We start from the raw sequence: 23,163 nt of genomic DNA on the forward strand, positions 1-23,163 counted from the left end.
ATACGTTTCACGGCCGGTCGAGCCGGAGCCGGTCCGCCCGGGGCAGACCGGCCACCACCAGGTCGTACGAGTCCTCGATCAGCTCCCTGATCAAGGGGACCGGGAGGCCGCCGTCGAGAGTCACCGTGTTCCAGTGCCGCTTGTTCATGTGGTAGCCGGGGGCGATCAGGCCCGGCCGCTCGGTGCGGAGCCGGAGCGCGTCCTCGGGGTCGCACTTGAGGTTGACCTTCAGGGGGCGCTGGTCGATCCAGCTCAGGGCGAACATCTTGCCGAGGACCTTGAAGACGGAGATCTCGGGACGGAAGGGGAAGTCCTCGACCGCCTCGTCGAAGGAGAGGCAGAAGGTGCGCAACTCCTGTGGTGTCACCCGGACTTCGCCTCCTCCTCGGGCGGTCCGGCGGGACCGATCGGCTCCACCAGCACCGTGACGATCTTGTTCCGGCGGCCGGCCGCGGCCTCCGCCGTGAGCCGCAGCTCGCGCTCGTCGGGCAGGGCGACGACCGAGGAGGCACCGGCGATGGGGACCCGGCCCAGGGCCTTGGCGAGGAGGCCGCCGACGGTCTCCACGTCCTCGTCGTCGTAGGCGTCGAGCCCGTACAGCTCGCCCAGGTCGGTGATGTCGAGGCGGGCGGTGACCCGGTAGCGGTCGTCGCCCAGCTCCTCCACCGGCGGCAGCTCCCGGTCGTACTCGTCGGTGATCTCGCCGACGATCTCCTCCAGGATGTCCTCGATGGTGACGATCCCGGCGGTGCCGCCGTACTCGTCGATGACGACGGCGACGTGGTTGCGCTCCTGCTGCATCTCGCGGAGCAGATCGCCGGCGTTCTTGGTGTCGGGGACGAAGACGGCCGGGCGCATCGCCGTGGACACCAGCTCGCTCTCCGCGTCCCGGCTGATGTGCGTCTTGCGGGCCAGGTCCTTGAGGTACACGATCCCGACGATGTCGTCCTCGTTCTCCCCGGTGACCGGTATGCGGGAGAAACCGGAGCGCAGCGCGAGGGTGAGCGCCTGCCGGATGGTCTTGTACCGCTCGATGGCGACCAGGTCGGTGCGCGGGACCATCACCTCGCGGACGAGGGTGTCGCCCAGTTCGAACACCGAGTGCACCATCCGGCGCTCCTCGGCCTCGATCAGGGACTCCTTCTCGGCGAGGTCGACCAGCGCCCGCAGCTCCGCCTCGGAGGCGAACGGGCCGCGCCGGAAGCCCTTGCCGGGCGTGAGCGCGTTGCCGATGAGGATCAGCAGGTTCGGGATCGGGCCCATGATCCGGGCCAGCGGCAGCAGCACGTACGCCGCCGCCGTGGCCGTGTTCAGGGGGTGCTGGCGGCCGATGGTGCGCGGGGAGACGCCGACGGCCACGTAACTCACGAGGACCATCACGCCGATCGCGACGACCAGCGCCTCCCAGGTCGCGTCGAACTCCTGCAGGCAGGCGTAGGTGACGAGCGCGGCGGCGGCCATCTCGCAGACGACCCGCACCAGCAGCGCGACGTTCAGATAGCGGGTCGGGTCCGCCGAGATCTGGGCGAGGCCCGCGCTGCCGCGCCGCCCGGACCGTACGGCCTCCTCGGCGCGGAAGCTGGAGACGCGCGCGAGGCCCGCCTCCGCGCAGGCGGCGAGCCAGGCGACGACGACCAGGGCGACGGCACCACCGATGAGGGTCGCGCTCATGACACGGTCGGTGCCGGGGAGGGGCCGGTGAAGCCCTTCTCCGCGCGCCAGCCGTCCACGATGGCGGCCTGCAGACCGAACATCTCGGCCTTCTCGTCCGGCTCCTCGTGGTCGTAGCCGAGCAGGTGCAGCACCCCGTGGACGGTCAGGAGCTGGAGCTCCTCGTCCATGGAGTGCTGCGTCTCCGCTTCCTTGCCCTGCTTCTCGGCGACCTCGGGGCAGAGCACGATGTCACCGAGCAGCCCCTGCGGCGGCTCGTCGTCGTCCTTCGACGGCGGACGCAGCTCGTCCATCGGGAAGGACATGACATCGGTCGGACCGGGCAGGTCCATCCACTGGATGTGCAGCTGCTCCATGGCGTCCGCGTCCACCACGATCACCGACAGCTCGGAGAGGGGGTGGATCCGCATCCGCGTCAGCGCGTAGCGGGCGATGTCGAGGATCGCCTGCTCGTCGACCTCGGTTCCGGACTCGTTGTTGACGTCGATCGACATGGTGCGGTGTCTGTCTACTTCCCCTTGGGCCCGGACTGCCTGCCCCGGCCGCCCTTGTGGCCGCCGTTCTCGGTGCCGTGCTCGCTGTCGTACTTCTCGTACGCGTCGACGATACGGCCGACGAGCTTGTGCCGGACGACATCCTGCGACGACAGCCGGGAGAAGTGCACGTCGTCCAGGCCCTCCAGGATGTCCTGCACCTGGCGCAGACCGGACTTGGTGCCGTTCGGCAGGTCGACCTGGGTCACGTCACCGGTGATGACGATCTTCGAGTCGAAGCCGAGGCGGGTGAGGAACATCTTCATCTGCTCGGGCGAGGTGTTCTGCGCCTCGTCGAGGATGATGAAGGCGTCGTTCAGGGTCCTGCCGCGCATGTACGCCAGCGGCGCCACCTCGATCGTCCCCGCCGCCATCAGCCGGGGGATCGAGTCCGGGTCGAGCATGTCGTGCAGCGCGTCGTACAGCGGGCGCAGATAGGGGTCGATCTTCTCGTAGAGCGTGCCGGGCAGGAAGCCGAGCCGCTCCCCCGCCTCCACCGCCGGGCGGGTCAGGATGATGCGGTTGACCTGCTTGGACTGCAGGGCCTGGACCGCCTTGGCCATGGCGAGGTACGTCTTGCCCGTACCGGCCGGGCCGATGCCGAAGACGATGGTGTGCTTGTCGATGGCGTCGACATAGCGCTTCTGGTTGAGGGTCTTGGGGCGGATCGTGCGGCCGCGCGAGGACAGGATGTTCTGTGTCAGCACCTCGGCCGGGGTCTCCTGGCCTTCGCTCTTCCCGTTCCCGCTCGCCCTCAGCATGGCGATCGAGCGTTCCACCGCATCCTCCGTCATCGGCTGTCCGGTGCGGAGCACCAGCATCATCTCGTCGAACAGGCGCTGGACGAGAGCGACTTCGGGGGCGTCGCCGACCGCGCTGATCTCATTGCCCCGGACATGGATGTCGACCGCCGGGAAGGCCTTCTCGATCACGCGCAGGAGGGAGTCGCCGGAACCCAGCACGGTCACCATGGGGTGCGCCGCGGGGACGGTGAACTGCGCTCTCGCCTTGCCCTGCGCGGGGGTGTGAGCTGTGCGTGTCTGAGTCATGGGCCGGCTCTGTGGCCGCACGTCCTCCTTGAAGCGAGTCGCAGGGTGGGCCTGCGCTGGTGACTCAAGGGTACGCCGGGGCACTGACAGGGCCGTAGGGCTTTTACGCCCCGCACCTTTCGCCCCTTTCGGTGTTCTCGGCGCTCTCGGCGCTCTCAGCGCCAGACCGGCGCACCCGCCGCGCCCGGGGCGGTCGCCTCGATCTTCGCCCGGATCTCCCTCATGACGGTCACGATCCGCTCCTCGTGCTCCGGGACGAGGCGGGCGACCGGGACCGAGCAACTGACGGCGTCGGTGGCGGGGGTGTCGGTGCGCAGGGCGAAGCCGAAGCCGACGATGCCCGGGACGCCCTCCTCCCGGTCGACGGCGTAGCCCCGGGCGCGGACGGCGGCGAGGTCGGCGGCCAGGTCGGCGCGGGTGGTGCGGGTCCGGGGGGTGAGCGCCTCGTAGGGGCCGTCGGGGAGGTCCGCGTCGGGGCGTTCGGCGAGGAGGGCCTTGCCGAGGGCCCCGGCGTGGGCGGGCAGCCGGCGGCCGACGCGGCTGATCGTGCGCAGGTACTCGTGGGACTCGCGGGTGGCGAGATAGGCGACGTCCATGCCGTCGAGGCGGGCGAGGTGGATGGTCTCGCCGAGCGCCTCGGACGCCTCGTCGAGGTACGGCCGTACGGCGCGCACGCGGGGGTCGGAGTCCAGATAGCTGGTGCCGGTGAGCAGTGCGCGGATGCCGATGCCGTAGAGCGAGCCGGTGGTGTCGGTCCTGACCCAGCCCCGGCCGACCAGGGTCTGCAGCAGGGCGTACATCGAGCTGCGCGGGACCCCGAGTTCGTCCGCGAGTTCCTGGAGGCGGGCGGGGCGGTCGCCGCGCGCGGCCAGCAGTTCCAGCAGGTCGACGGTGCGCGCCGCCGACTTCACCTCGCGTACGCCGCTCTCTGTTTCCGACATGCGCCGATCGTAGAAGAGGCACGCACGGCCATTGACGGTCGAAGTTCACCTATCTAATCTTCATCCTCATACATAGATGACGTCTACATAGGGAGATGGTGTCGCGTGAGTCCGTGCACGGATACGGTCCGACGGCTGGCGCACGGCATGACGAGCGGCGTCCTGTCGTTCCCCCTCACCAGCTTCCACGCCGACGGCTCCCTCGACCTCGACGGCTTCCGCGCCCATCTCGACGCCCAGGTCGCCACCGGCCCCGGCGCGGTCTTCCCGGCCTGCGGCACGGGCGAGTTCTTCTCGCTCGACGAGGACGAGTACCGGCAGGTCGTGACCGCCGCGGTGGAGGTCACGGCGGGCCGGGTGCCGGTCGTCGCGGGCATCGGCTACGGCTGGGCGCAGGCCGTACGGTTCGCGCGCATCGCCGGGGAGGCGGGCGCCGACGCCCTGCTGGTGCTGCCGCACTACCTGGTCGCCGCCCCGCAGGAGGGTCTGGTCCGCCAACTGGAGGAGATCGCCGCACGGACCCCGCTGCCGCTGATCGCCTACCAGCGCGGCCAGGTCGCCTTCACCGCCGACTCGCTGCGCCGCATCGCCCGTGTCCCGAACGTCGTCGGGCTCAAGGACGGCCACAGCGACCTCGACCGCCTCCAGCGCCTCACCCTCGCCGCGCCCGAGGGCTTCCTCTTCTTCAACGGCGCCGCCACCGCCGAGATCCAGGCCCGTGCCTACGCCACCGTCGGCGTCCCGGCCTACTCCTCGGCCGTCCACGCCTTCGCACCCGAGATCGCCGGGACCTTCTTCGACGCGCTGCGCCGCGGCGACGACCCGGCGGTGGAGCGGCTGCTCCGCGAGTTCTACGTCCCGCTCGTCGAACTGCGCGACCGGCGGCCGGGATACGCCGTCTCCCTGGTCAAGGCCGCCGCCCGGCTGCGCGGCCGTCCCGTCGGCCCGGTGCGCGCCCCGCTCACCGACCCCTCCCCCGCCGATCTGGCCGACCTGGAGGCGCTGCTGGCCACGGGCCTCGACCTGGTCGCCGATCTCGCCCCCGCCGAGTCCCCCGTCCCCACCCCCACCCTCGCCGTAGGAGCCGCCCTGTGACCGCGCCCCGCGATCTGACCGTCACCGAGGTCCGGCTGACCCCGATCCTGGTCGCCGACCCACCACTGCTGAACACCCAGGGTGTGCACCAGCCGTACACGCCCCGGCTGATCGTGGAGGTGGTGACCGCCAGCGGGATCACGGGCGTGGGCGAGACGTACGGCGACACCAAGTACCTGGAGCTGGCCCGGCCGTTCGCGGAGAAGCTGGTGGGCCGTCAGGTCGGCGATCTGAACGGGCTGTTCACCGTCGCGGACGAGCTGGCGGTCGACGGTTCCCGGGTCGCCGGACAGGTCGACGTGGGCGGGCTGCGCGGTGTCCAGACCGCCGACAAGCTGCGGCTGTCGGTGGTGTCGGGGTTCGAGGTCGCCTGTCTCGACGCGCTCGGCAAGGCGCTGGGGCTGCCCGTGCACGCGCTGCTCGGCGGCAAGGTGCGGGACACCGTGGAGTACAGCGCGTACCTCTTCTACAAGTGGGCGGACCATCCCGGGGGCGTCACCGCCGAGAAGGCGGACCATCCCGGGGGCGTCACCGCCGAGAAGGACGACTGGGGCGCGGCCCTGGACCCGGCCGGGGTGGTGGAGCAGGCCCGGCGGTTCAAGGAGCGGTACGGCTTCACGTCGTTCAAGCTGAAGGGCGGTGTCTTCCCGCCGGAGGAGGAGATCGCCGCGATCCGCGCGCTGGCGGAGGCGTTCCCCGGGCATCCGCTGCGGCTGGACCCCAACGGGGCCTGGTCCGTGGAGACTTCGCTGAAGGTCGCGGACGAACTGGGTGACGTCCTCGAGTATCTGGAGGACCCGGCGCTCGGGACGCCCGCGATGGCGGAGGTGGCGGCGCGGACCTCCGTACCGCTCGCCACCAACATGTGCGTGACGACGTTCGCGGAGATCGAGGAGGCCTTCACGAAGGGCGCCGTGCAGGTCGTCCTCTCCGACCACCACTACTGGGGCGGGCTGCGCAACACACGGGAACTGGCCGCGATCTGCCGGACGTTCGGGGTCGCCGTGTCCATGCACTCCAACACCCATCTGGGGATCAGCCTCGCCGCGATGACCCATGTGGCGTCCACGGTGCCCGGTCTGCGTCACGCCTGCGACTCCCACTACCCCTGGCAGTCGGAGGACGTCCTCACCACCCGCCCGGCCTTCGAGAACGGCGCGGTACGGGTGTCCGACGCGCCCGGCCTCGGCGTCTCCCTCGACCACGACAGGCTCGACCTCCTGCACCGCCGCTGGCTGGACGACGACGGCGCCCTGCGCGACCGGGACGACGCGGCGGCGATGCGGGCCGCCGACGCGGGGTGGGTGACGCCGGGGGTGCCTCGCTGGTAGCGCCGTGAGCGCCCCTGAAAAGCAGGGGGCGCAGCCCCTGCTTTTCAGGGGCGCGGGGAACTGCGCGACCCGCCCCCACCGGACCCGCACCCGACAACACACCGAAGCCCCCCACCACCACACTCGCCCCACCCAGCGGAGCGTTGCGGCAGACTGGCTGGATCCGCACCACGCCAGGGAGCACACCGTGACCGCGTTCAAGGGAGAACGTCCGCACCGGCCCGAGGTCGACCCGCTGAGGGACCTGAGAACGGCCGGCGACCCGCCCTGGGACGTCTATCTGACCGGCACCGTCTTCCTCGACATCATCTTCACCGGCCTGGACTCCGCCCCGGTGCGCGGAACCGAGTCCTGGGCGCGCGGCATGGGGTCGAGCCCCGGCGGCGTGGCGAACATGGCCACGGCCCTGGCCCGGCTCGGCCTGAAGACCTCCCTGGCGGCGGCCTTCGGCGACGACCACTACGGCGAGTACTGCTGGGACGCGCTGGAGCAGGGCGAGGGCATCGACCTCTCCACCTCCCGCACCGTCCTCGGCTGGCACTCCCCGGTCACCGTCTCCATGGCGTACGAGGGCGAGCGCACGATGGTCTCGCACGGCCACGCGGCGCCCCCGGAGCAGTCCGAGCCGGAGTGCCCGCCCTCCGCACGCGCCGCCGTCGCCTCCCTCACGCCCGGCGTACGCGCCCCCTGGATCGCGAAGGCCGCGAGCGAGGGCACCCGGATCTTCGCGGACGTCGGCTGGGACGAGACCGGCGCCTGGGATCTGGCAGGGCTCGCCGATCTGGCGCACTGCGAGGCGTTTTTGCCCAACGCGGCCGAGGCGATGCGGTACACCGGCGCCGAGTGCCCCCGGGCCGCCGCGCGCGCCCTCACCGAGCACGTCCCGGTGGCCGTGGTGACGCTGGGCGCGGACGGCGCGTACGCGGTGGACGGGCGGACCGGTGAGACGGCGGAGGTGCCGGCGATCGCCGTGGAGGCGCTGGACCCCACGGGTGCGGGTGATGTGTTCGTGGCCGGTTTCGTCGCCGGGACGCTGGCGGAGTGGCCGCTCGCGGACCGGCTGGCCTTCGCGGGGCTGACGGCGGCGCTGTCGGTGCAGGAGTTCGGGGGGTCGCTGTCGGCGCCCGGCTGGGCCGAGGTCGCCGCGTGGTGGCGGCGGGTGCAGTCGCTGGACCGTCAGGATCCCGCCGCGCTGCGCCGGTACGCGTTCCTGGAGGACTTCCTCCCCAAGGACCACGTCAGCCCGTGGCCGCTGCGGCGCGCCGTCCCGACGATCGGCTTCCGCCGCTCGGCTTGAGACCGGGCGCCTCATGGCTCGGGGGTGCCTGATTCGTCGGCGGGTGCGGGTGGGTGGGCTGGTCGCGCAGTTCCCCGCGCCCCTGAAAAACCAGGCCCCTGCGGGCCTGAGAAGCACGGGGGCGCAGCCCCTGCTTCTCAGGGGGCGCGGGAACTGCGCGAGAAGCCCCACTGACCCGCACCCGCCGACGAATCAGGCACCCCCGAGCTACTAGGCGCCCCCGAAGCCCCCTCGCCTACCCAGCAACCCCCACCCCAAACCCACCGTGATACAAATTCTCCGCGCGTCCCTGTCCATCGACAGCCAGCCGCCCAACCCCCCGTATTGAGCCGCACCTTCGCACGTCCAGGAACGCCCGTGTCCCCCGCACCACCACCCCACCCCGGCCCCTCGTCGCCCTTTTCACCGCCGGGTACCTCGCCGCGTACCTCCTGCCCACCACGGTCGGCAGACTCGACGCGGCCCTCCCTCACCACCACCGGCGCGGGCGCCGTCGGCAGCGCCCTGCTGCTGGGCTCGGCCACGGCCGGCTTCACGCTCGCCGCCCACGTGGAACGCCTCGGTCCCCGCCGACTCGCCCGCGCCGCCTGCTGCTGGCCGCCGCCGGCTACGGCACCGCCGCGCTCACCACGGCCCTGCCCGCGGTGGTCGCCGGCGCGGTCCTCGGCGGCTTCGGCTCGGGTACGGCGACCGCCGTGGCCGCGACCGGGATCGCCGCGCAGCGCGACCTGCACCGGGTGTCGACGGCGGGCCTGCTGAGCGTCTCGGCGCTGGCCGCGCGCTCTATCTGACGATCCCCCGGCTCGGCCCCGGCCACGGCGTCCCGCTCGCCGCCCTCGCCCTCACGGCCCTGCTCACCCTCCCGGCGACCGCCCGGCTCGCCGCCCCGGTGGCCACCGCCCAGGTCGCCCGGGAGCGGGCCCCGTTGCCCCATCTCCGCCACGGCCTGACCCTCGCCGTGACGCTGCTGCTGTGGTCCCTGGCGCAGAACTCCCTCTGGGGTGTCAGCGGCCGGATCGGGACCACCCAGGCGGGGCTGTCCGAGGTCACCGTCGGCGCGGTGTTCGCGACGGCGCTCGGCGCGGGCCTGCTCGGAGTGATCGGGGCGAGTGCGCTGGGCGCGCGCTTCGGCCGCGCGCTCCCCATAGGGGGGTACCGCACTCATCGCCGGCTGTATCGCGCTCAGCGCAAGCGCCACCGACCTGCCGGCCTTCGCGGCGGGCGAGATCGCCTGGAACACGCTCTACCCGGTCGTGCTGTCGTATCTCATCGGTCTCGCCGCCTCCCTGGACCCGCGCGGCCGTTGGGCGGTCCTCATCGGCTCCGCGTCCTCACTGGGCACGGCCGCCGGTCCGCTCGTCGGCAGCCTGCTCTCCGCGCACGCCGCTATCCGGCGATGGGCGCGATCCTCGCCGTGGGCCTCCTGCTCATCGCGGCCCCCATGACCCGGGTGGCCCTGCGCGTGCCCTCGCTCACCACGGAACACGCCCGCTACCAGGAGCAGGCGACCGCCGGGCATCCCGAGTACCGCCCGGCGGCCTGAGCCCCTCACCGCACACCACCCGCCGCTCAGCCGAACGCGTACGCCTCGACCTCGGCGAGATACCGGGCCCGCCGCTCCTCGTCGTGCTCCAGGAAGGACGCCTCGAAGGAGTTGCGGGCCAGCTCACGCAGCCGGTCCTCGCTCAGGCCGAGGGTCCGGCGTACGGCGTCGAAGTTGTCGCCGGCGTAGCCGCCGAAGTAGGCCGGGTCGTCGGAGTTGACCGTGCAGAGCAGACCCGCGTCGAGCATGGCGGGCAACGGGTGGTCGGCGAGGGTGTCGACGGTCCGCAGCCGTACGTTGGACAGCGGGCACAGGGTCAGCGGCACCCGCTCGCGCACCAGCCGCGCCACGAGGGCCGGGTCCTCCATGCAGCGCAGCCCGTGGTCGACGCGCTCGACGCCGAGGACGTCGAGGGCCTCGGTGATGTACTCCGGCGGGCCCTCCTCCCCGCGTGCGCGACCCGGCGCAGCCCGAGCGCCGCGGCGGCCTCGTACACCGCGCGGAACTTGACCGGCGGATGCCCGACCTCGGCGGAGTCCAGGCCGATCCCGACGATGCGGTCGAGGTACGGCTTCGCGGCCTCCAGGGTGGCGAGGGCGGACTCGGCGGACTCGTCCCGCAGGAAGCAGAGGATCAGCTGTGTGGAGATCCCGTGCCGCTCCTCGCTCCTGCCCAGCGCCCGCCACAGCCCCTCGACGACCGTGCCCATCCCCACGCCCCGCGCGAGGTGGGCCTGCGGGTCGAAGAAGATCTCCGCGTGCCGGACGCCCTGGGCGGCGGCGCGGGCGAGATAGGCGTCGGCGAGGTCGGCGAAGTCCTGCTCGGTGCGCAGGACGGCCATCAGCTCGTAGTACAGGTTCAGAAAGGACTGCAGATCCTCGAACTCGTACGCCTTGCGGAGCGCTTCCGTGTCCGCGTACGGCAGCGCGACCCGTTGCGGGCGGCCAGCGCGAACGCCAGCTCCGGCTCCAGGGTGCCTTCGATGTGCAGGTGCAGTTCAGCTTTGGGGAGGGACATCAAAGCATCGTACGGCCGCTCTGCCACCGTTCCGTAAACGGCCGCTCTCTCGCCCCTAGGGCCTGTCTTCAAATTCCCGTCGTCGCCCGAAGAGCGGCCCCGCGGCGTCAGGTGCGTGCTTTGGCGTGCCGGCCCTGACCCGCGTACTGGACGTACTCGGGTCAGGGCCCGGTGCGGCGGTGGGGTACCTCCCGCTCGAGCGAAGCCGAGAGTGGGGAGCGTGCATGGCGTCGCGGGGCAGGCGGGAATTTGAAGACAGGCCCTAGCGCCGTTTCGGAAGCGGCACCCGCATCAGATCGTGCGCCACGGTCAGCTCCCCCTCGAACCCGGCGGCCCGCGCCTGCCGTTCGAACTCCGCGGGCTCGGAGTAGCGCTGGCTGAAGTGGGTGAGCACCAGATGCCGTACGCCGCTGTCGCGGGCGACGGCGGCGGCCTGGCCGGCCGTCAGATGCCCGTGGTCGGTGGCGAGTCGGACGTCCTCGTCGAGGAACGTGGACTCGATGACGAGCATGTCGGCCGCGTCGGCGAGGGCGTACACCCCGTCGCACAGCCGGGTGTCCATGACGAACGCGAACCGCTGTCCGCGGCGCACCTCGCTGACGTCGTCGAGGGTGACACCCCCGATCGCCCCTTCCCGCTGTATCCGTCCGATGTCCGGGCCCTTGATCCCGTGCTCGGCGAGCCGCTCGGGCAGCATCCGGCGCCCGTCGGGCTCGACGAGCCGGTAGCCGTAGGACTCGACGGGGTGGGACAGCTGCCGCGCGTCGAGCGTGTAGGCGGGGGTGGCGGCCAGCACCCCGCCCTCCCCCTCCACCGGCGCCTCGATCAGCTGAACCGTCTCCCGGTACGCGGTGGCGTACCGCAGTCGGTCGAAGAACCGCTGGCCGGAACGCGGGTAGTGGGCGGTGACCTCGTGCGGGACCCGGTCGAGGTTGATCCGCTGGATGACACCGGCCAGCCCCAGCGAGTGGTCGCCGTGGAAGTGGGTGACGCAGATGCGGTTCAGGTCGTGCGCGGCGACCCCGGCGCGCAGCATCTGGCGCTGGGTGCCCTCGCCGGGGTCGAAGAGGAGGCCCTCGGCGTCCCAGCGCAGCAGATAGCCGTTGTGGTTGCGGTGGCGGGTCGGGACCTGGCTGGCGGTGCCGAGGACGACCAGTTCACGTACGGACACGGCTGGTCAGCCGGGGGGCCACTGCAGGCCGCGGCCGCCGACGACGTGGGCGTGCGCGTGGAACACGGTCTGGCCGGCGCCGGTGCCGGTGTTGAAGACGATGCGGTAGCTCTCCAGCTTGTCCTCGTCCGCGACGGCCTGGGTCTCGCGGAGGACGTCCGCGGCGAGGTCCGGGGCGGCGGTGGCGAGTGTCGCGGCGTCCTTGTAGTGCGCCTTCGGGATGACCAGGACGTGGGTCGGTGCCTGGGGGTTGATGTCCCTGAACGCGACCGTCGTCTCCGTCTCCCTCACGATCGTCGCGGGCACATGCCCCGCCACGATCTTGCAGAACAGACAGTCGTCCTGCGGCTCCCCAGCCATACGTCGCCTCCCAGCCACCGGTGAATCCCCTACCGGGGCATGCTATCTGGAGGGTGCGTCGTCGGGTGCGGGTGCGTGGGGGCTGGTCGCGCGGTTCCCCGCGCCCCTGAAAGACCAGGGCCCCACGGCCCTGGAAGGCGACCGGCGGCGGGCCTGAAAAGCACGGGGCGCAGCCCCTGCTTTTCAGGGGCGCGGGGAACTGTGTGAGAAGCCCCACCGGACCCGCAGACGACAACGCACCCCCGACCCCTAGGACGGCAGCGGAGGTGCCACCTTGGCCGGTGTCGACTCCAGCCCCTCCAGCGCGATCCGGATCGCCTCGTCGAGCTGGGGGTCACGCCCCGCCGCATGGTCCTGCGGCGCCTGGACGACCTCGACGTCCGGATCGACACCGTGGTTCTCCACGCCCCACCCGTACCCCTCCAGCCAGAACGCGTACTTCGGCTGGGTCACCAGCGTGCCGTCCACCAGCCGGTACCGGCTGTCGATGCCGACGACCCCGCCCCACGTCCGCGTCCCGACCACGGGCCCGATCCCGAGAGCCTTGACCGCCGCGTTGACGATGTCCCCGTCGGAGCCGGAGAACTCGTTGGCGACGGCGACGACGGGCCCCCGGGGCGCGTCGTCGGGGTAGCTGGTCGGCCGCATCCCGCGCGGCAGGTCCCACCCGACGATCCGCCGGGCCAGCTTCTCCACGACGAGCTGGGAGGTGTGGCCGCCCCGGTTCTCCCGGACGTCCACGACGAGCCCCTCCCGCGCCACCTCGATCCGCAGATCACGGTGGAGCTGGGCCCACCCGGAGCCGACCATGTCGGGCACATGCAGATAGCCGAGCCGCCCGCCGGACTTCTCGTGGACATAGGCCCGCCGGTCCGCGACCCACGCGTGGTACCGCAGCGGCTCCTCGTCGGAGATGGGCACCACCACGGGATGCCGCAGGTCCCCGCCCCCGGCCGGCAGCACGGTCAGCTCGACCGCCTTGCCCGCCGTGCCGACGAGCAGCGGCCCGGGCCCGGCCACCGGGTCGACGGGCTGCCCGCCGACGGCGACGATCGCGTCCCCGGCCCGCACGGCCACCCCGGGCGCGGCGAGCGGCGAGTGCGCGTCCGGGTCGGAGGTCTCCGAGGGCAGCACCCGGTCGATGCGCCACAGCGGTGATCCCTGCGGCCCGTCGTCGTGCCGGGAGACGTCCGCCCCGAGCAGCCCCTGCCGCCGGTCGCCGGAGCCGCCCCGGCCGCGCGGGGTGACGTAGGCGTGGGAGGTCCCCAACTCGCCCTGGACCTCCCAGAGGAGGTCCACGAGGTCGTCGTGGGTGGCGACCCGCTCCAGGACGGGGCGGTAACGGTCCAGGACGCCGTCCCAGTCGACGCCGCCGAGGTCGGGGCGCCAGAAGTTGTCCCGCATCAGCCGGCCGGTCTCGTCGAACATCTGGCGCCACTCGGCGGCCGGGTCGACGGTCCGCCGGACGCGTCCGAGGTCGACGGTGATGTTGGTGTCGCTGTCGTCGTCGCCGGAGGCGCGCCGGTCGCTGGGGACGACCTTGAGCTTTCCGTCGGTCCACAGCAGGACCCGTTTGCCGTCGCCGCTGACGGAGAAGTGCTCGGCGTCGGAGGCGAGGTACTCCAGGCGCCGCTGGGCGAGGTCGTACCGCTCCAGGGAGGTCTTCGGGTCCGGGTCATCGGGCGTGGCCCGGGAGTGGCCGAGGACGCCGGTGACGGGGTGGCGCAGCCAGAGCACGCCGTCCTTGGCGGCGCGGAGCGTGGAGTAGCGGGCGGCCTCGACCGGGAAGGGGACGATCCGGTCGGCGAGTCCTTCGAGGTCGATCCGGGTGGTGGGGGCGCCCTCGCTGTCGGGGGTCTCGTCCTTGTCGGGCGCCTCGAAGGGGCGGCCGTGGCGCTGCGGTCCGAAGGGCGACGGGGTGGTCGCGGCGAGCGTGATGAGGTGCGGGCGGGCTCCGCTGACGAAGTGCAGGTCGAAGACGTGTTCGTCGTAGACCGGGTCGAAGGCGCGCGCGGAGAGGAACGCGAGGTGTTTGCCGTCGAGGGTGAAGGCCGGGGAGAAGTCCTGGAAGCGCAGCGGGGTCGCCTCGGTGACGGACAGGTCGCTGGTGTTGGCGAGCTTGAGCTGACGCAGGGGGCGTGCGCCGGGGTGCGACCAGGCGAGCCAGGCCGAGTCGGGCGAGAAGACGAGGCCGGAGACCTCGCCGTCCTCGCTGCGGTCGACCTCCCTCACCTCGCCGCTCTCCCGTTCGACGAGCAGGACCCGGCCGTCGTGCGCGGCGACGGCGACACGGCTGCCGTCGGGGGCCACGGCGAGCCCGAGGACGCGGCCCAGCTGTCCGGCGGCGAGCCGGCGCGGGGTGGCGCCCGGTCCGACGCCGGTCGACGGCGCGAACTCCAGCGCGTCGTCGCCCTCCGCGTCCGTCACCCACACCACCCATTCCTCGCCGTCCACCCGGAAGGTGCGCGGCAGCCGGGCCCGTACGCCGTCCTGGGCGGCGAGCGCGCGGGCGGGGCCGGAGCGGTGGGTGATCCAGTGGATCGAGCCGCGTACGGAGACGGCACTGCCCCGGGCGGTGTGGTCGGGCGAGGCGGAGCCGAACCAGCGGGAGGCGTTCACCGGGAACGGCTGGAGGTCGGCGCGCTGTCCGCCGAGCCGGATGTCCAGCCTGCGCGGTTCGGCGCCGTCCAGGTCGTCCAGCAGCCACAGTTCACCGGCGGAGGCGTACACGACGCGGGTGCCGTCGGTGGCCGCGTGCCGGGCGTAGAAGCTGTCGACGGGGGTGTGCCGGCGCAGGTCGGAGCCGTCGGCGAGGGAGGAGTACAGGGCGCCGACACCCTCGTGGTCGGAGAGGAACGCGATCCGGTCGCCGACCCACAGCGGGTACTCGATGTTCCCGTCCAACTCGGTGTGCAGCCGCGTGAATTCAGCGCCGCCCTCGGCGCCCTCGTCGGCCCGGTCGATCCACAGCTTGCCCGCCGTGCCGCCCCGGTACCGCTTCCACCAGGCGGCCTCGCGGCCCATGGGGGCGGACAGCAGCACGGTCGCGGGCCCGTGGGCGACATCGCCGACCGGCCCGTACGGCAGGGTGGTGGCCGGGCCGCCGTCGAGCGGGACCGCGCGTGCCCAGCTGCGCCGGAGGCTGGCCTGGCCGTGGGTGCTGAGCGCGAGGACCCGGCCGTCGGGCATCCAGCCGCGTACCTGGGTGCGCCAACTCCCCCAGTACGTCAGGCGCTTGGCCGAGCCGCCGTCGAGGGGCGCGACATGCACCTCGGGCGCGCCGTCCCGGGTGGAGGTCCACGCGACGGTGGTGCCGTCCGGGGAGATCCGTGGATGGTTCACGGGCACGTTGTCCGCGCTGACCCGCCAGGCACGGCCGCCGTCCAGAGGCGCGACCCACACGTCGTCCTCGGCGGTGAAGGCGACCAGGTCGCCGTGCAGGTGCGGATACCGGAAATACGCGAGCTGAGTCACCCAGTTACTTTATGCAGCGTTCGGTCCGATGGGGAGGGGTTTGGATCATGTCTCCCGCGGCCGGGCCTCACTTGCCCTCGGGCACGCAGGCCGGGTCCTTCTGGCACCAGATGGTCTGGGTGACGGTGACCGTCGCGGTCGGCCCCGGCTGCCCGGGCCCGCCCGGCTGCTCGGACCGGGGGGCGTCGCAGTTGCCCAGCCCCTCGACGTGGAACCACTCCTTGCCGCCCACCTTCGCGGTCAGATCGCCGCGTACGCACCGGCCGTTGACCCCCTTGGTCACCTTCCCGGTGACGGTGATCTTCCGGCCTTCCTTGTCCTCGCCCTCGCAGTCGACCTTCGCGACGGTGGCGACCGAGGAGGACGGCGACGCGGATTTCCCGCCGCCCCCGCCCTCGCCGTCGTAGGACGCCGTGCAGGTGAGCCACCGGACGTCGAGGCCCTCCCGCTCCAGCTCCTTGGTGGCGAGCTGGTCCGTGGTGAACGCGACCGCCCCGGTGTTGAGTCCGCCGCCCTCGCAGGCCACCAGGCCCGCGACCGCGCCGATGCCGAGCCCGGCTCCCAGCAGGAGCTGGCGCCCGCCGGCCCGGTACGCCCTGATCCGCCTCCATGCCCCCATGTACGGCAGCCTGCCACCGCCCGCGGCGCCGGGGAAGACCGCATGCGGCCATGCCGACGGGAGGAGCGGAACCGGGCGTCGGCCGTCAGCCGCCCATCAGCAGCCATTCCTGCAGCTCCACCAAGTTCCCCTCGGGGTCCTTGAGATGGGCCACCCGCATCCGGTCGGTCATCAGTGCGGGTCCCTGGAGGAGGGTGGCGCCGCGCTCCACGATCCTCTCGCAGTAGGCGTCCAGATCGTCGACCCGCAGCACGACCAGCGACCGGTGTCCGTTCGCCGCGTCGGCCAGCTCCCCGAGCACCTCGGACATCATCGCCCGGTCCTGGAGGGCGATCCCCGCGGACCCGACGGCCGGACTGAACTTCTCGTACGGCCCGTCGACCGCCCCGGACTGCGGTTTCAGCCCGAGGACATCGGCGTAGAAGCGGTAGCACGCGGCGAAGTCGGAGACGAGCAGCCTTACTTGGGCGAGTTCCACGTTGCTCCCAGGGGTTGGGGAGGCCGGTCGCGACCGGAGGGTCAGGACCAGCGTCCGGTTCGGCCCAGCAGCAGCGCCCCGGCCGCCGTCCCGGCGGTCGAGGTGCGCAGCACACTGGGCCCGAGTCGATACGCCCCCGCGCCCGCCTCGCCGAAGAGCGCCAGCTCCTCCGGCGACACGCCCCCCTCGGGCCCCACGACGAGCACGATCTCCCCGGCGGCCGGCAGCTCCGCCGTGGCCAGGGAGTCGTCACCGCTCTCGTGCAGGACGGCGGCGAAGTCGGCCTGCGCCAGCAGCGCCGCGACCTGCTTGCTCGTGGCCGCCTCCGCGACCTCGGGGAACCGCGTCCGGCGGGACTGCTTGCCCGCCTCCCGTGCGGTGGCCCGCCACTTGGCGAGGGCCTTCGTCCCCCGGTCGCCCTTCCACTGGGTGATGCAGCGGGCGGCGGCCCAGGGCACGATCGCGTCGATGCCGACCTCGGTCATGGTCTCGACGGCCAGTTCGCCCCGGTCGCCCTTGGGCAGCGCCTGGACGACGGTGATCCGGGGCCGCGCGGGCGGCTCCTCGCGCACGTCCCCCACATCCATGACGACCAGCCGGTCCTTGCCCTCGGCGGCTTTCACCACGCCTTCCACCCACCGGCCCCGCCCGTCGGTGAGGACCACGTCCTCACCGGCCCGCAGCCGCTTCACGGAGACGGCGTGCCGTCCTTCGGGGCCGTCGAGCACGATCTCCGAGCCCCGGCCCTCGAACCGGTCGACCACGAACACGGGTGCGGTCATCGCCCCTCGCTCCCGGCCCGCGCGGCGGTGATCTCGGCGACCAGCAGCTCGACCAGTTCCCCGGCGGGCAGCTCCCGGGCCATCCGGTGGCCCTGCCCGGCCCACAGCGCCATGCCCTGCGCGTCCCCGGCCTTGGCGGCGGCCTTGCGCAGGGGCGAGGTGAGGTGGTGGACCTCGGGGTAGGCGACGGGCGCGTACGGGCCGTGCTCGCGCAGGAACCGGTTGACCAGGCCACGGGCCGGGCGGCCGGAGAAGGCCCGGGTCAGCTCGGTGCGGACGAAGAGGGGGTCGGTCAGCGCCCGCTTGTGCACGGCGTGCGCGCCGGACTCGGCGGTGGCGAGGAACGCGGTGCCCAGCTGGGCCGCGCTCGCGCCCGCCGTGAGGAGGGCGGCGATCTGGCCGCCGCGCATGATGCCGCCGGCCGCGACCACCGGCAGGGCCACGGCCTCGCGGACCTGCGCGACGAGCGACAGCAGGCCGATCCCGGCGCGGTCCCGCTCGGGGTCGTCGCGGTGGGTGCCCTGGTGGCCGCCGGCCTCGACGCCCTGCACGATCACGGCGTGCGCCCCGGACCGCTCCACGGCCTGTGCCTCCTCCGCCGAGGTCGCGGTGACCAGGGTGAGGGTGCCCTTGCGGGCGAGGGAGTCGATGACCTCGGGGGTCGGGCAGCCGAAGTGGAACGACACCACGGGCACCGGGTTGTCGAGCAGCACGGCGAGCTTGGCCTCGTAGCCGTCGTCGCGTCCGCTGTCGGGATCGCCCAGCTCGGCGTCGTACCAGGTGGCCTCACCGGCGAGCTGCTCCGCGTAGACCTCGACGGCGGCGGGCTCGGCATGCTCCGGCTGCGGCATGAAGAGGTTCACGCCGAAGGGGCGTGCGGTGAGTGCCCGGAGCGCCTTGATCTCCTGGTACATCCCGTCGGCGGTCTTGTACCCGGCGGCGAGGAACCCCAGCCCGCCGGCCTCGGACACGGCGGCGGCCAGCTGCGGCACGGATACACCGCCCGCCATCGGGGCCTGCACGATCGGCAGCGGGACGAGATCGGTCAGTGCGGAGGACATGACGGCATGGTGCCACTGTCCTCCGGACATCGCCGAATCGGGTGCGGTCGTGCGTTCGGGTGCGGGTCCGGTGGGGCTTCTCGCGCAGTTCCCCGCGCCCCTGAAAGACCAGGCCCCCGCGGGCCTGAAAAGCCACCGGTCCTACGGGCCTGAAAGGCACGGGGCGCAGCCCCTGTTTTTCAGGGGCGCGGGGAACTGCGCGAGAAGCCCCACGCAGCCGCACCCGACGACGAAACCCACTCAGCGCCCGTTGAACGCGTCCTTCAGCCGGGAGAACAGCCCCTGCTGACCGGGCTGGAACTGCCCCGTGGGCCGTTCCTCACCCCGCAGCGCGGCGAGCTGCCGCAGCAACCCCTCCTGCTCGGGATCCAGCTTCGTCGGCGTCTGCACCTCGACGTGGACGATCAGATCCCCGCGCCCACCGCCGCGAAGATGCGTGACACCGCGCCCGTGCAGCGGAATCGACTGCCCGGACTGCGTCCCGGGCCGGATGTCGACCTCCTCCAGCCCGTCCAGCGTCTCCAGCGGCACCTTCGTACCGAGGGACGCCGCCGTCATCGGGATCGTCACCGTGCAGTGCAGATCGTCGCCGCGCCGCTGGAACGTCGAGTGCGGCAGCTCGTGGATCTCGACGTAGAGGTCACCGGCGGGACCGCCACCGGGCCCGACCTCGCCCTCGCCGGCGAGCTGGATCCGTGTGCCGTTGTCGACACCGGCCGGGATCTTGACCGTGAGCGTCCGCCGCGACCGCACCCGTCCGTCGCCCGCGCACTCGGGGCACGGGTTGGGGACGATCGTGCCGAAGCCCTGGCACTGCGGGCAGGGCCGGGAGGTCATGACCTGGCCGAGGAAGGACCGCGTGACCTGCGAGACCTCACCGCGACCGCGGCACATGTCACAGGTCTGGGCGGTGGTCCCCGGGGCCGCGCCCTCGCCGCTGCACGTCGTGCAGACGATGGCGGTGTCGACCTGGATGTCCTTCGTCGTGCCGAAGGCCGCCTCGTCGAGGTCGATCTCCAGCCGGATCATCGCGTCCTGCCCCCGGCGCGTACGCGAGCGCGGGCCGCGCTGGGACGCCGTACCGAAGAAGGCGTCCATGATGTCCGAGAAGTTGCCGAAGCCACCGGCGCCGAAGCCGCCCGCGCCCCCGCCGCCCGCCTGGGACAGCGGGTCGCCGCCGAGGTCGTAGACCTGCTTCTTCTGCGGGTCCGACAACACCTCGTAGGCGGCGTTGATCTCCTTGAACCGCTCCTGGGTCTTCGGATCGGGATTGACGTCCGGGTGCAGCTCGCGAGCGAGCCTCCTGAACGCCTTCTTGATCTCGTCCTGGGACGCGTCGCGGCGCACGCCGAGCACGGCGTAGTAGTCCGTGGCCACTTAAGACTCCGCCAGGATCTGTCCGACGTACCGTGCCACCGCTCGTACCGCTCCCATCGTTCCCGGATAGTCCATGCGCGTAGGTCCGACCACGCCCAGCTTCGCTACTGCCTCGCCGCCCGAACCGTAGCCGACGGAGACGACGGACGTGGAGTTGAGTCCCTCATACGCGTTCTCATGACCGATGCGTACGGTCATGCCCGAATCCCCCGCCTCGCCAAGCAACTTGAGGAGGACGACCTGTTCCTCCAAGGCTTCCAGAACGGGCCGGATCGTGAGGGGGAAGTCATGACCGAAGCGGGTGAGATTGGCGGTTCCGCCGATCATCAGCCGCTCCTCGCTCTCCTCCACGAGTGCTTCGAGGAGGGTGGAGAGCACCGTCGCGACCGTCCCCCGGTCCTCGACGTCGAACGCCTCCGGCAGGTCCTCGACCAGCCGGGGCACGTCGGTGAACCGGCGGCCCGCGACCTTGCTGTTCAGCCGGGCGCGCAGATCCGCGAGTGACGTTTCTCCGAACGGCGCCGGGCAGTCCACCAGCCGCTGTTCCACCCGTCCCGTGTCCGTGATCAGCACGAGCATCAGGCGGGCGGGGGCCAGCGCCAGCAGCTCCACATGCCGCACCGTCGACCGTGTGAGCGACGGGTACTGCACGACGGCCACCTGCCGGGTGAGCTGCGCGAGCAGCCGCACGGTCCGCGCCACGACGTCATCGAGGTCGACCGCGCCGTCCAGGAAGTTCTGGATGGCGCGCCGCTCGGGCGGGGTCATCGGCTTGACGCCCGCCAGCTTGTCGACGAAGAGCCGGTACCCCTTGTCGGTGGGGATGCGGCCCGCGCTGGTGTGGGGCTGGGCGATGAAGCCCTCGTCCTCCAGCGCCGCCATGTCGTTGCGGACGGTCGCCGGGGAGACGCCGAGGTTGTGCCGCTCGGTGAGCGCCTTGGAACCGACCGGCTCCTCGGTGCCCACATAGTCCTGGACGATGGCGCGCAGCACCTGCAGCCTGCGTTCACTGAGCACTCGCGCACACCTCCAGCTCGTCTCTCTCGTGCGGCCCTGTTGGCACTCACCCCGGGCGAGTGCCAACACTCCCCGCCCAGTGTACGGCGGTGGGGTACGCCCCCGGCAAGGCCGGGCTCCGGGCGGGGCCACTTTCCTACTGGGGAGTACACGACAACGCGGTCCCACGAGCTACAGCTAGCGTCGGCGCATGACGGTGTCTTGGGAAGAGTGCGGGTGGCAGGGATTGACGCCGCGGGTCGGGCGGTGCCGCCTCCCCGGCTGGGACTGCACGGTCGGGCTGGTGGCCGGGGGCGGTGCGGCCCTCATGATCGACTCCGGGTCGAGTCTGCGGGAGGGCGCGCGGTTGCGCGGCGAGGCGTGCCGGCTGCTCGGCGGCGCCCGTGTGACACATCTCGCGCTCACCCACCCCCATTTCGACCATGTCTTCGGCGCGGCGGCGTTCTCCGGGGTGGAGGTCTTCGGCGCGGTGGGCGTCGACGGCGTCCTGGCCCGTGACCGCGACGCCCTCCACACGGACGCCGTGCGCCACGGCCTCCCCCCGGCCGACGCCACCGAGGCGGCCGATCTTCTCGTCCTCCCCCGCCACTCTGTCTCCGGCGAGTGGACGCTCGACCTGGGCGGCGGCGTCCGGGTGCTGCTGGCGAACGTGGGCCCCGGCCACACCGGTCACGACCTGGCGGTCCTGGTGTCGGAGGGCGCCCGGGAGGTGGTGTTCTGCGGTGACCTGGTCGAGGAGTCCGGCGAACCGCAGGCGGGTCCGGACGCGATCCCGTCCCGCTGGCCGGCCGCCCTGGACCGGCTCCTGGCCCTCGGCGGCGAGGACGCGCTGTACGTCCCCGGGCACGGGGCGGTGGTGGACGCGGCGTTCGTCCGGGCCCAACGTGACGCGCTGGCCCGCCGCTTCGGCGTGTCGGACTGAGTGCGGCGGCATCCGGGCGCGGCTTCTCCTATCGTCACTCGAATGCGCCAGTACTCACCCGACCTGACCCCTCCCTGGAAGAAGTCCCAGCCGGCCCCCGAGGTCCCGGCCGACCCCGGTCTGGTCGTCGAGGAGCCCGCCACCGGGTTCTGCGGCGCGGTCATCCGCTGCGAGGCGGGCACGGTGACGCTGGAGGACCGCTTCGGCAAGCACCGGGTGTTCCCGCTGGAGCCCCGGGGCTTCCTGCTGGAGGGCCGTGTGGTGACCCTGGTCCGCCCCTCGTCGGCGGGCCCCGCCGGCCCCTCCCGCACGGCCTCGGGCTCGGTGGCCGTCCCGGGCGCCCGCGCCCGTGTGGCCCGCGCCGGGCGCATCTACGTCGAGGGCCGCCACGACGCCGAGCTCGTCGAGAAGGTCTGGGGCGACGATCTGCGCGTCGAGGGCGTGGTCGTGGAGTACCTGGAGGGCGTGGACGACCTCCCCGCGATCGTCGAGGACTTCGCCCCCGGCCCGGACGCGCGTCTCGGCGTCCTGGTCGACCACCTGGTCCCCGGAAGCAAGGAGTCCCGTATCGCCGCGTCGGTCACGAGCGACCACGCGCTCGTCGTCGGCCACCCGTACATCGACATCTGGGAGGCCGTGAAGCCGTCCTCGGTGGGCATCACGGCGTGGCCGCGCGTACCGCGCGGGCAGGACTGGAAGACAGGGGTGTGCCGGGCGCTGGGCTGGCCCTCGGACAACACCGGGGCGGTGTGGCAGGCGATCCTGGCGCGGGTGGGTTCCTACAAGGACCTGGAGCCGGAACTGCTGGGCCGGGTGGAGGAGTTGATCGACTTCGTCACGGGTAGCGATGAGGCCTGACGTCGGGCAACGTGGCGAAGTCACTCGTGTCCAGTTCGACTCCCAGAATCTCCAAGGCCACCAGGTCACCGAACTTGGTGATCTGTTGCGTCAGGTAGTTCGCTTCCTCTCCCACCCCCTCGGGCCGAGTCAGCAGGACACATTGCCCCATGATCGGGTCAAGGATGAGATACGCGGGCACGTTGCCCGCCGCGTAGATCGACCTCTTGACCTCGTAGTCCTGATGAACACTGGACTTAGAGACGACCTCCACAACCATGGTGACGAGCTGCGACGGCAGCAGCCGACCCGAAGAAGGCAAAAGGTCCCGCGCGACGACCACCAGATCCGGCACAGGCTCACTGGGCTCGGTCACAACGTCGATGTCCTGTGTCTGAAGACGAGACCAGTGCGATCGCGGAATCTGGTCCTGTACATCGGCAACAATCATGTTGTGCACGATGTCAGGGCTGGCCATCATCACGATTACCCCCCGGAGAAGCTCCACCTTGACACCCTCGGGGGGTTCAAGCTCCTCGAAGTACCTGGTCATGTCGCGTTCGTCCACAGCGGTCATCTCCATGGCCT

At 72.1% G+C, this 23,163-nt stretch carries 20 protein-coding genes and 2 pseudogenes; 6 read left to right on the plus strand and 16 right to left on the minus strand.

Going from position 1 to position 23,163, the window contains the following annotated elements; genetic code table 11:
• Positions 1–7: 7 nt before the first annotated feature.
• The 5 genes from J8M51_RS03240 to J8M51_RS03260 form a co-directional block, all read right to left on the minus strand.
• Positions 8–367 (minus strand): MmcQ/YjbR family DNA-binding protein, encoded by a 360-nt coding sequence (locus tag J8M51_RS03240; RefSeq protein WP_086759167.1) that lies wholly within the window; start codon positions 365–367, stop codon positions 8–10.
• Positions 364–1,671, minus strand: a complete 1,308-nt coding sequence (locus J8M51_RS03245) for a hemolysin family protein (protein WP_086759165.1) — start codon at positions 1,669–1,671, stop codon at positions 364–366. Before J8M51_RS03245 ends, J8M51_RS03240 begins: the two co-directional genes overlap by 4 nt.
• Positions 1,668–2,165, minus strand: coding sequence for an rRNA maturation RNase YbeY (gene ybeY, locus J8M51_RS03250; RefSeq protein WP_086759164.1), 498 nt, complete (start codon positions 2,163–2,165; stop codon positions 1,668–1,670). Before ybeY ends, J8M51_RS03245 begins: the two co-directional genes overlap by 4 nt.
• Positions 2,166–2,179: 14 nt before the next feature.
• Positions 2,180–3,253, minus strand: a complete 1,074-nt coding sequence (locus tag J8M51_RS03255; RefSeq protein ID WP_086759162.1) for a PhoH family protein — start codon at positions 3,251–3,253, stop codon at positions 2,180–2,182.
• A 155-nt stretch (positions 3,254–3,408) separates the two neighbouring features.
• Complete coding sequence (locus tag J8M51_RS03260; RefSeq protein ID WP_086759160.1) at positions 3,409–4,194, minus strand: IclR family transcriptional regulator; 786 nt, start codon at positions 4,192–4,194, stop codon at positions 3,409–3,411.
• A 147-nt stretch (positions 4,195–4,341) separates the two neighbouring features.
• On the opposite strand from J8M51_RS03260, the gene J8M51_RS03265 reads away from it, so the two are divergent.
• From J8M51_RS03265 to J8M51_RS03280, 4 genes and pseudogenes are all read left to right on the plus strand, one after another.
• Entirely contained in the window at positions 4,342–5,289 is a 948-nt protein-coding gene (locus J8M51_RS03265) for a 5-dehydro-4-deoxyglucarate dehydratase (RefSeq protein WP_398856269.1), read from the plus strand.
• Positions 5,286–6,620 (plus strand): glucarate dehydratase family protein, encoded by a 1,335-nt coding sequence (locus tag J8M51_RS03270; RefSeq protein ID WP_267298951.1) that lies wholly within the window; start codon positions 5,286–5,288, stop codon positions 6,618–6,620. Before J8M51_RS03265 ends, J8M51_RS03270 begins: the two co-directional genes overlap by 4 nt.
• A gap of 187 nt (positions 6,621–6,807) precedes the next feature.
• Positions 6,808–7,917, plus strand: a complete 1,110-nt coding sequence (locus J8M51_RS03275; protein WP_086764775.1) for a carbohydrate kinase family protein — start codon at positions 6,808–6,810, stop codon at positions 7,915–7,917.
• Positions 7,918–8,240: 323 nt separating this feature from the next.
• Positions 8,241–9,460 (plus strand): annotated as a pseudogene (locus tag J8M51_RS03280) (MFS transporter).
• A gap of 26 nt (positions 9,461–9,486) precedes the next feature.
• Here J8M51_RS03280 and J8M51_RS03285 read toward each other — a convergent pair.
• The 10 genes and pseudogenes from J8M51_RS03285 to hrcA all read right to left on the minus strand — a co-directional run bounded on the left by J8M51_RS03285 (position 9,487) and on the right by hrcA (position 20,816).
• A pseudogene (locus J8M51_RS03285) lies at positions 9,487–10,477 on the minus strand (adenosine deaminase).
• Between the two features lie 262 nt (positions 10,478–10,739).
• Positions 10,740–11,648: a ribonuclease Z gene (locus J8M51_RS03290; RefSeq protein ID WP_086754417.1), complete on the minus strand. Its 909-nt coding sequence runs from the start codon at positions 11,646–11,648 to the stop codon at positions 10,740–10,742.
• 6 nt (positions 11,649–11,654) lie between these two features.
• Entirely contained in the window at positions 11,655–12,008 is a 354-nt protein-coding gene (locus tag J8M51_RS03295; RefSeq protein WP_086754415.1) for a histidine triad nucleotide-binding protein, read from the minus strand.
• A 249-nt stretch (positions 12,009–12,257) separates the two neighbouring features.
• Positions 12,258–15,482: a S41 family peptidase gene (locus tag J8M51_RS03300; protein ID WP_086754413.1), complete on the minus strand. Its 3,225-nt coding sequence runs from the start codon at positions 15,480–15,482 to the stop codon at positions 12,258–12,260.
• Between the two features lie 67 nt (positions 15,483–15,549).
• Positions 15,550–16,101, minus strand: coding sequence for a hypothetical protein (locus J8M51_RS03305; protein ID WP_256964165.1), 552 nt, complete (start codon positions 16,099–16,101; stop codon positions 15,550–15,552).
• Between the two features lie 85 nt (positions 16,102–16,186).
• Positions 16,187–16,579 (minus strand): VOC family protein, encoded by a 393-nt coding sequence (locus J8M51_RS03310; protein ID WP_086754410.1) that lies wholly within the window; start codon positions 16,577–16,579, stop codon positions 16,187–16,189.
• A 41-nt stretch (positions 16,580–16,620) separates the two neighbouring features.
• Positions 16,621–17,361 carry a 16S rRNA (uracil(1498)-N(3))-methyltransferase gene (locus J8M51_RS03315; protein WP_086754408.1) on the minus strand — a complete coding sequence of 247 codons (741 nt, stop codon included), beginning with the start codon at positions 17,359–17,361 and terminating at the stop codon, positions 16,621–16,623.
• On the minus strand, positions 17,358–18,422 hold the full coding sequence (locus J8M51_RS03320; RefSeq protein ID WP_086754406.1) for a nitronate monooxygenase: 1,065 nt from the start codon (positions 18,420–18,422) through the stop codon (positions 17,358–17,360). The genes J8M51_RS03315 and J8M51_RS03320 overlap by 4 nt, the downstream gene beginning before the upstream one ends.
• Before the next feature lie 240 nt (positions 18,423–18,662).
• Positions 18,663–19,799 carry a molecular chaperone DnaJ gene (gene dnaJ / locus J8M51_RS03325; RefSeq protein ID WP_086754404.1) on the minus strand — a complete coding sequence of 379 codons (1,137 nt, stop codon included), beginning with the start codon at positions 19,797–19,799 and terminating at the stop codon, positions 18,663–18,665.
• Positions 19,800–20,816: a heat-inducible transcriptional repressor HrcA gene (gene hrcA, locus J8M51_RS03330; protein WP_086754402.1), complete on the minus strand. Its 1,017-nt coding sequence runs from the start codon at positions 20,814–20,816 to the stop codon at positions 19,800–19,802.
• Positions 20,817–21,006: 190 nt separating this feature from the next.
• Here hrcA and J8M51_RS03335 point away from each other — a divergent pair, with 190 nt between their 5' ends.
• Both J8M51_RS03335 and J8M51_RS03340 read left to right on the plus strand, forming a co-directional pair.
• Entirely contained in the window at positions 21,007–21,738 is a 732-nt protein-coding gene (locus J8M51_RS03335; protein WP_086754400.1) for an MBL fold metallo-hydrolase, read from the plus strand.
• A 42-nt stretch (positions 21,739–21,780) separates the two neighbouring features.
• Positions 21,781–22,596, plus strand: a complete 816-nt coding sequence (locus J8M51_RS03340) for a DUF3097 domain-containing protein (RefSeq protein ID WP_086754397.1) — start codon at positions 21,781–21,783, stop codon at positions 22,594–22,596.
• Here J8M51_RS03340 and J8M51_RS03345 read toward each other — a convergent pair.
• Entirely contained in the window at positions 22,574–23,152 is a 579-nt protein-coding gene (locus J8M51_RS03345) for a Uma2 family endonuclease (RefSeq protein WP_086754422.1), read from the minus strand. The two genes, J8M51_RS03340 and J8M51_RS03345, sit on opposite strands and share 23 nt — an antisense overlap.
• Positions 23,153–23,163: the final 11 nt, after the last annotated feature.

The sequence above is a fragment of the Streptomyces griseiscabiei genome (assembly GCF_020010925.1).
Classification (GTDB): domain Bacteria; phylum Actinomycetota; class Actinomycetes; order Streptomycetales; family Streptomycetaceae; genus Streptomyces; species Streptomyces griseiscabiei.

Coding starts and splice junctions, on each gene's coding strand:
- J8M51_RS03245 (WP_086759165.1), bottom strand. CDS start 1,671: ATGAGCGCGACCCTCATCGGTGGTGCCGTCGCCCTGGTCGTCGTCGCC.
- J8M51_RS03255 (WP_086759162.1), bottom strand. CDS start 3,253: ATGACTCAGACACGCACAGCTCACACCCCCGCGCAGGGCAAGGCGAGA.
- J8M51_RS03305 (WP_256964165.1), bottom strand. CDS start 16,101: ATGGGGGCATGGAGGCGGATCAGGGCGTACCGGGCCGGCGGGCGCCAG.
- J8M51_RS03320 (WP_086754406.1), bottom strand. CDS start 18,422: ATGTCCTCCGCACTGACCGATCTCGTCCCGCTGCCGATCGTGCAGGCC.
- ybeY (WP_086759164.1), bottom strand. CDS start 2,165: ATGTCGATCGACGTCAACAACGAGTCCGGAACCGAGGTCGACGAGCAG.
- J8M51_RS03260 (WP_086759160.1), bottom strand. CDS start 4,194: ATGTCGGAAACAGAGAGCGGCGTACGCGAGGTGAAGTCGGCGGCGCGC.
- J8M51_RS03335 (WP_086754400.1), top strand. CDS start 21,007: ATGACGGTGTCTTGGGAAGAGTGCGGGTGGCAGGGATTGACGCCGCGG.
- J8M51_RS03295 (WP_086754415.1), bottom strand. CDS start 12,008: ATGGCTGGGGAGCCGCAGGACGACTGTCTGTTCTGCAAGATCGTGGCG.
- J8M51_RS03345 (WP_086754422.1), bottom strand. CDS start 23,152: ATGACCGCTGTGGACGAACGCGACATGACCAGGTACTTCGAGGAGCTT.
- J8M51_RS03265 (WP_398856269.1), top strand. CDS start 4,342: ATGACGAGCGGCGTCCTGTCGTTCCCCCTCACCAGCTTCCACGCCGAC.
- J8M51_RS03315 (WP_086754408.1), bottom strand. CDS start 17,361: ATGACCGCACCCGTGTTCGTGGTCGACCGGTTCGAGGGCCGGGGCTCG.
- J8M51_RS03340 (WP_086754397.1), top strand. CDS start 21,781: ATGCGCCAGTACTCACCCGACCTGACCCCTCCCTGGAAGAAGTCCCAG.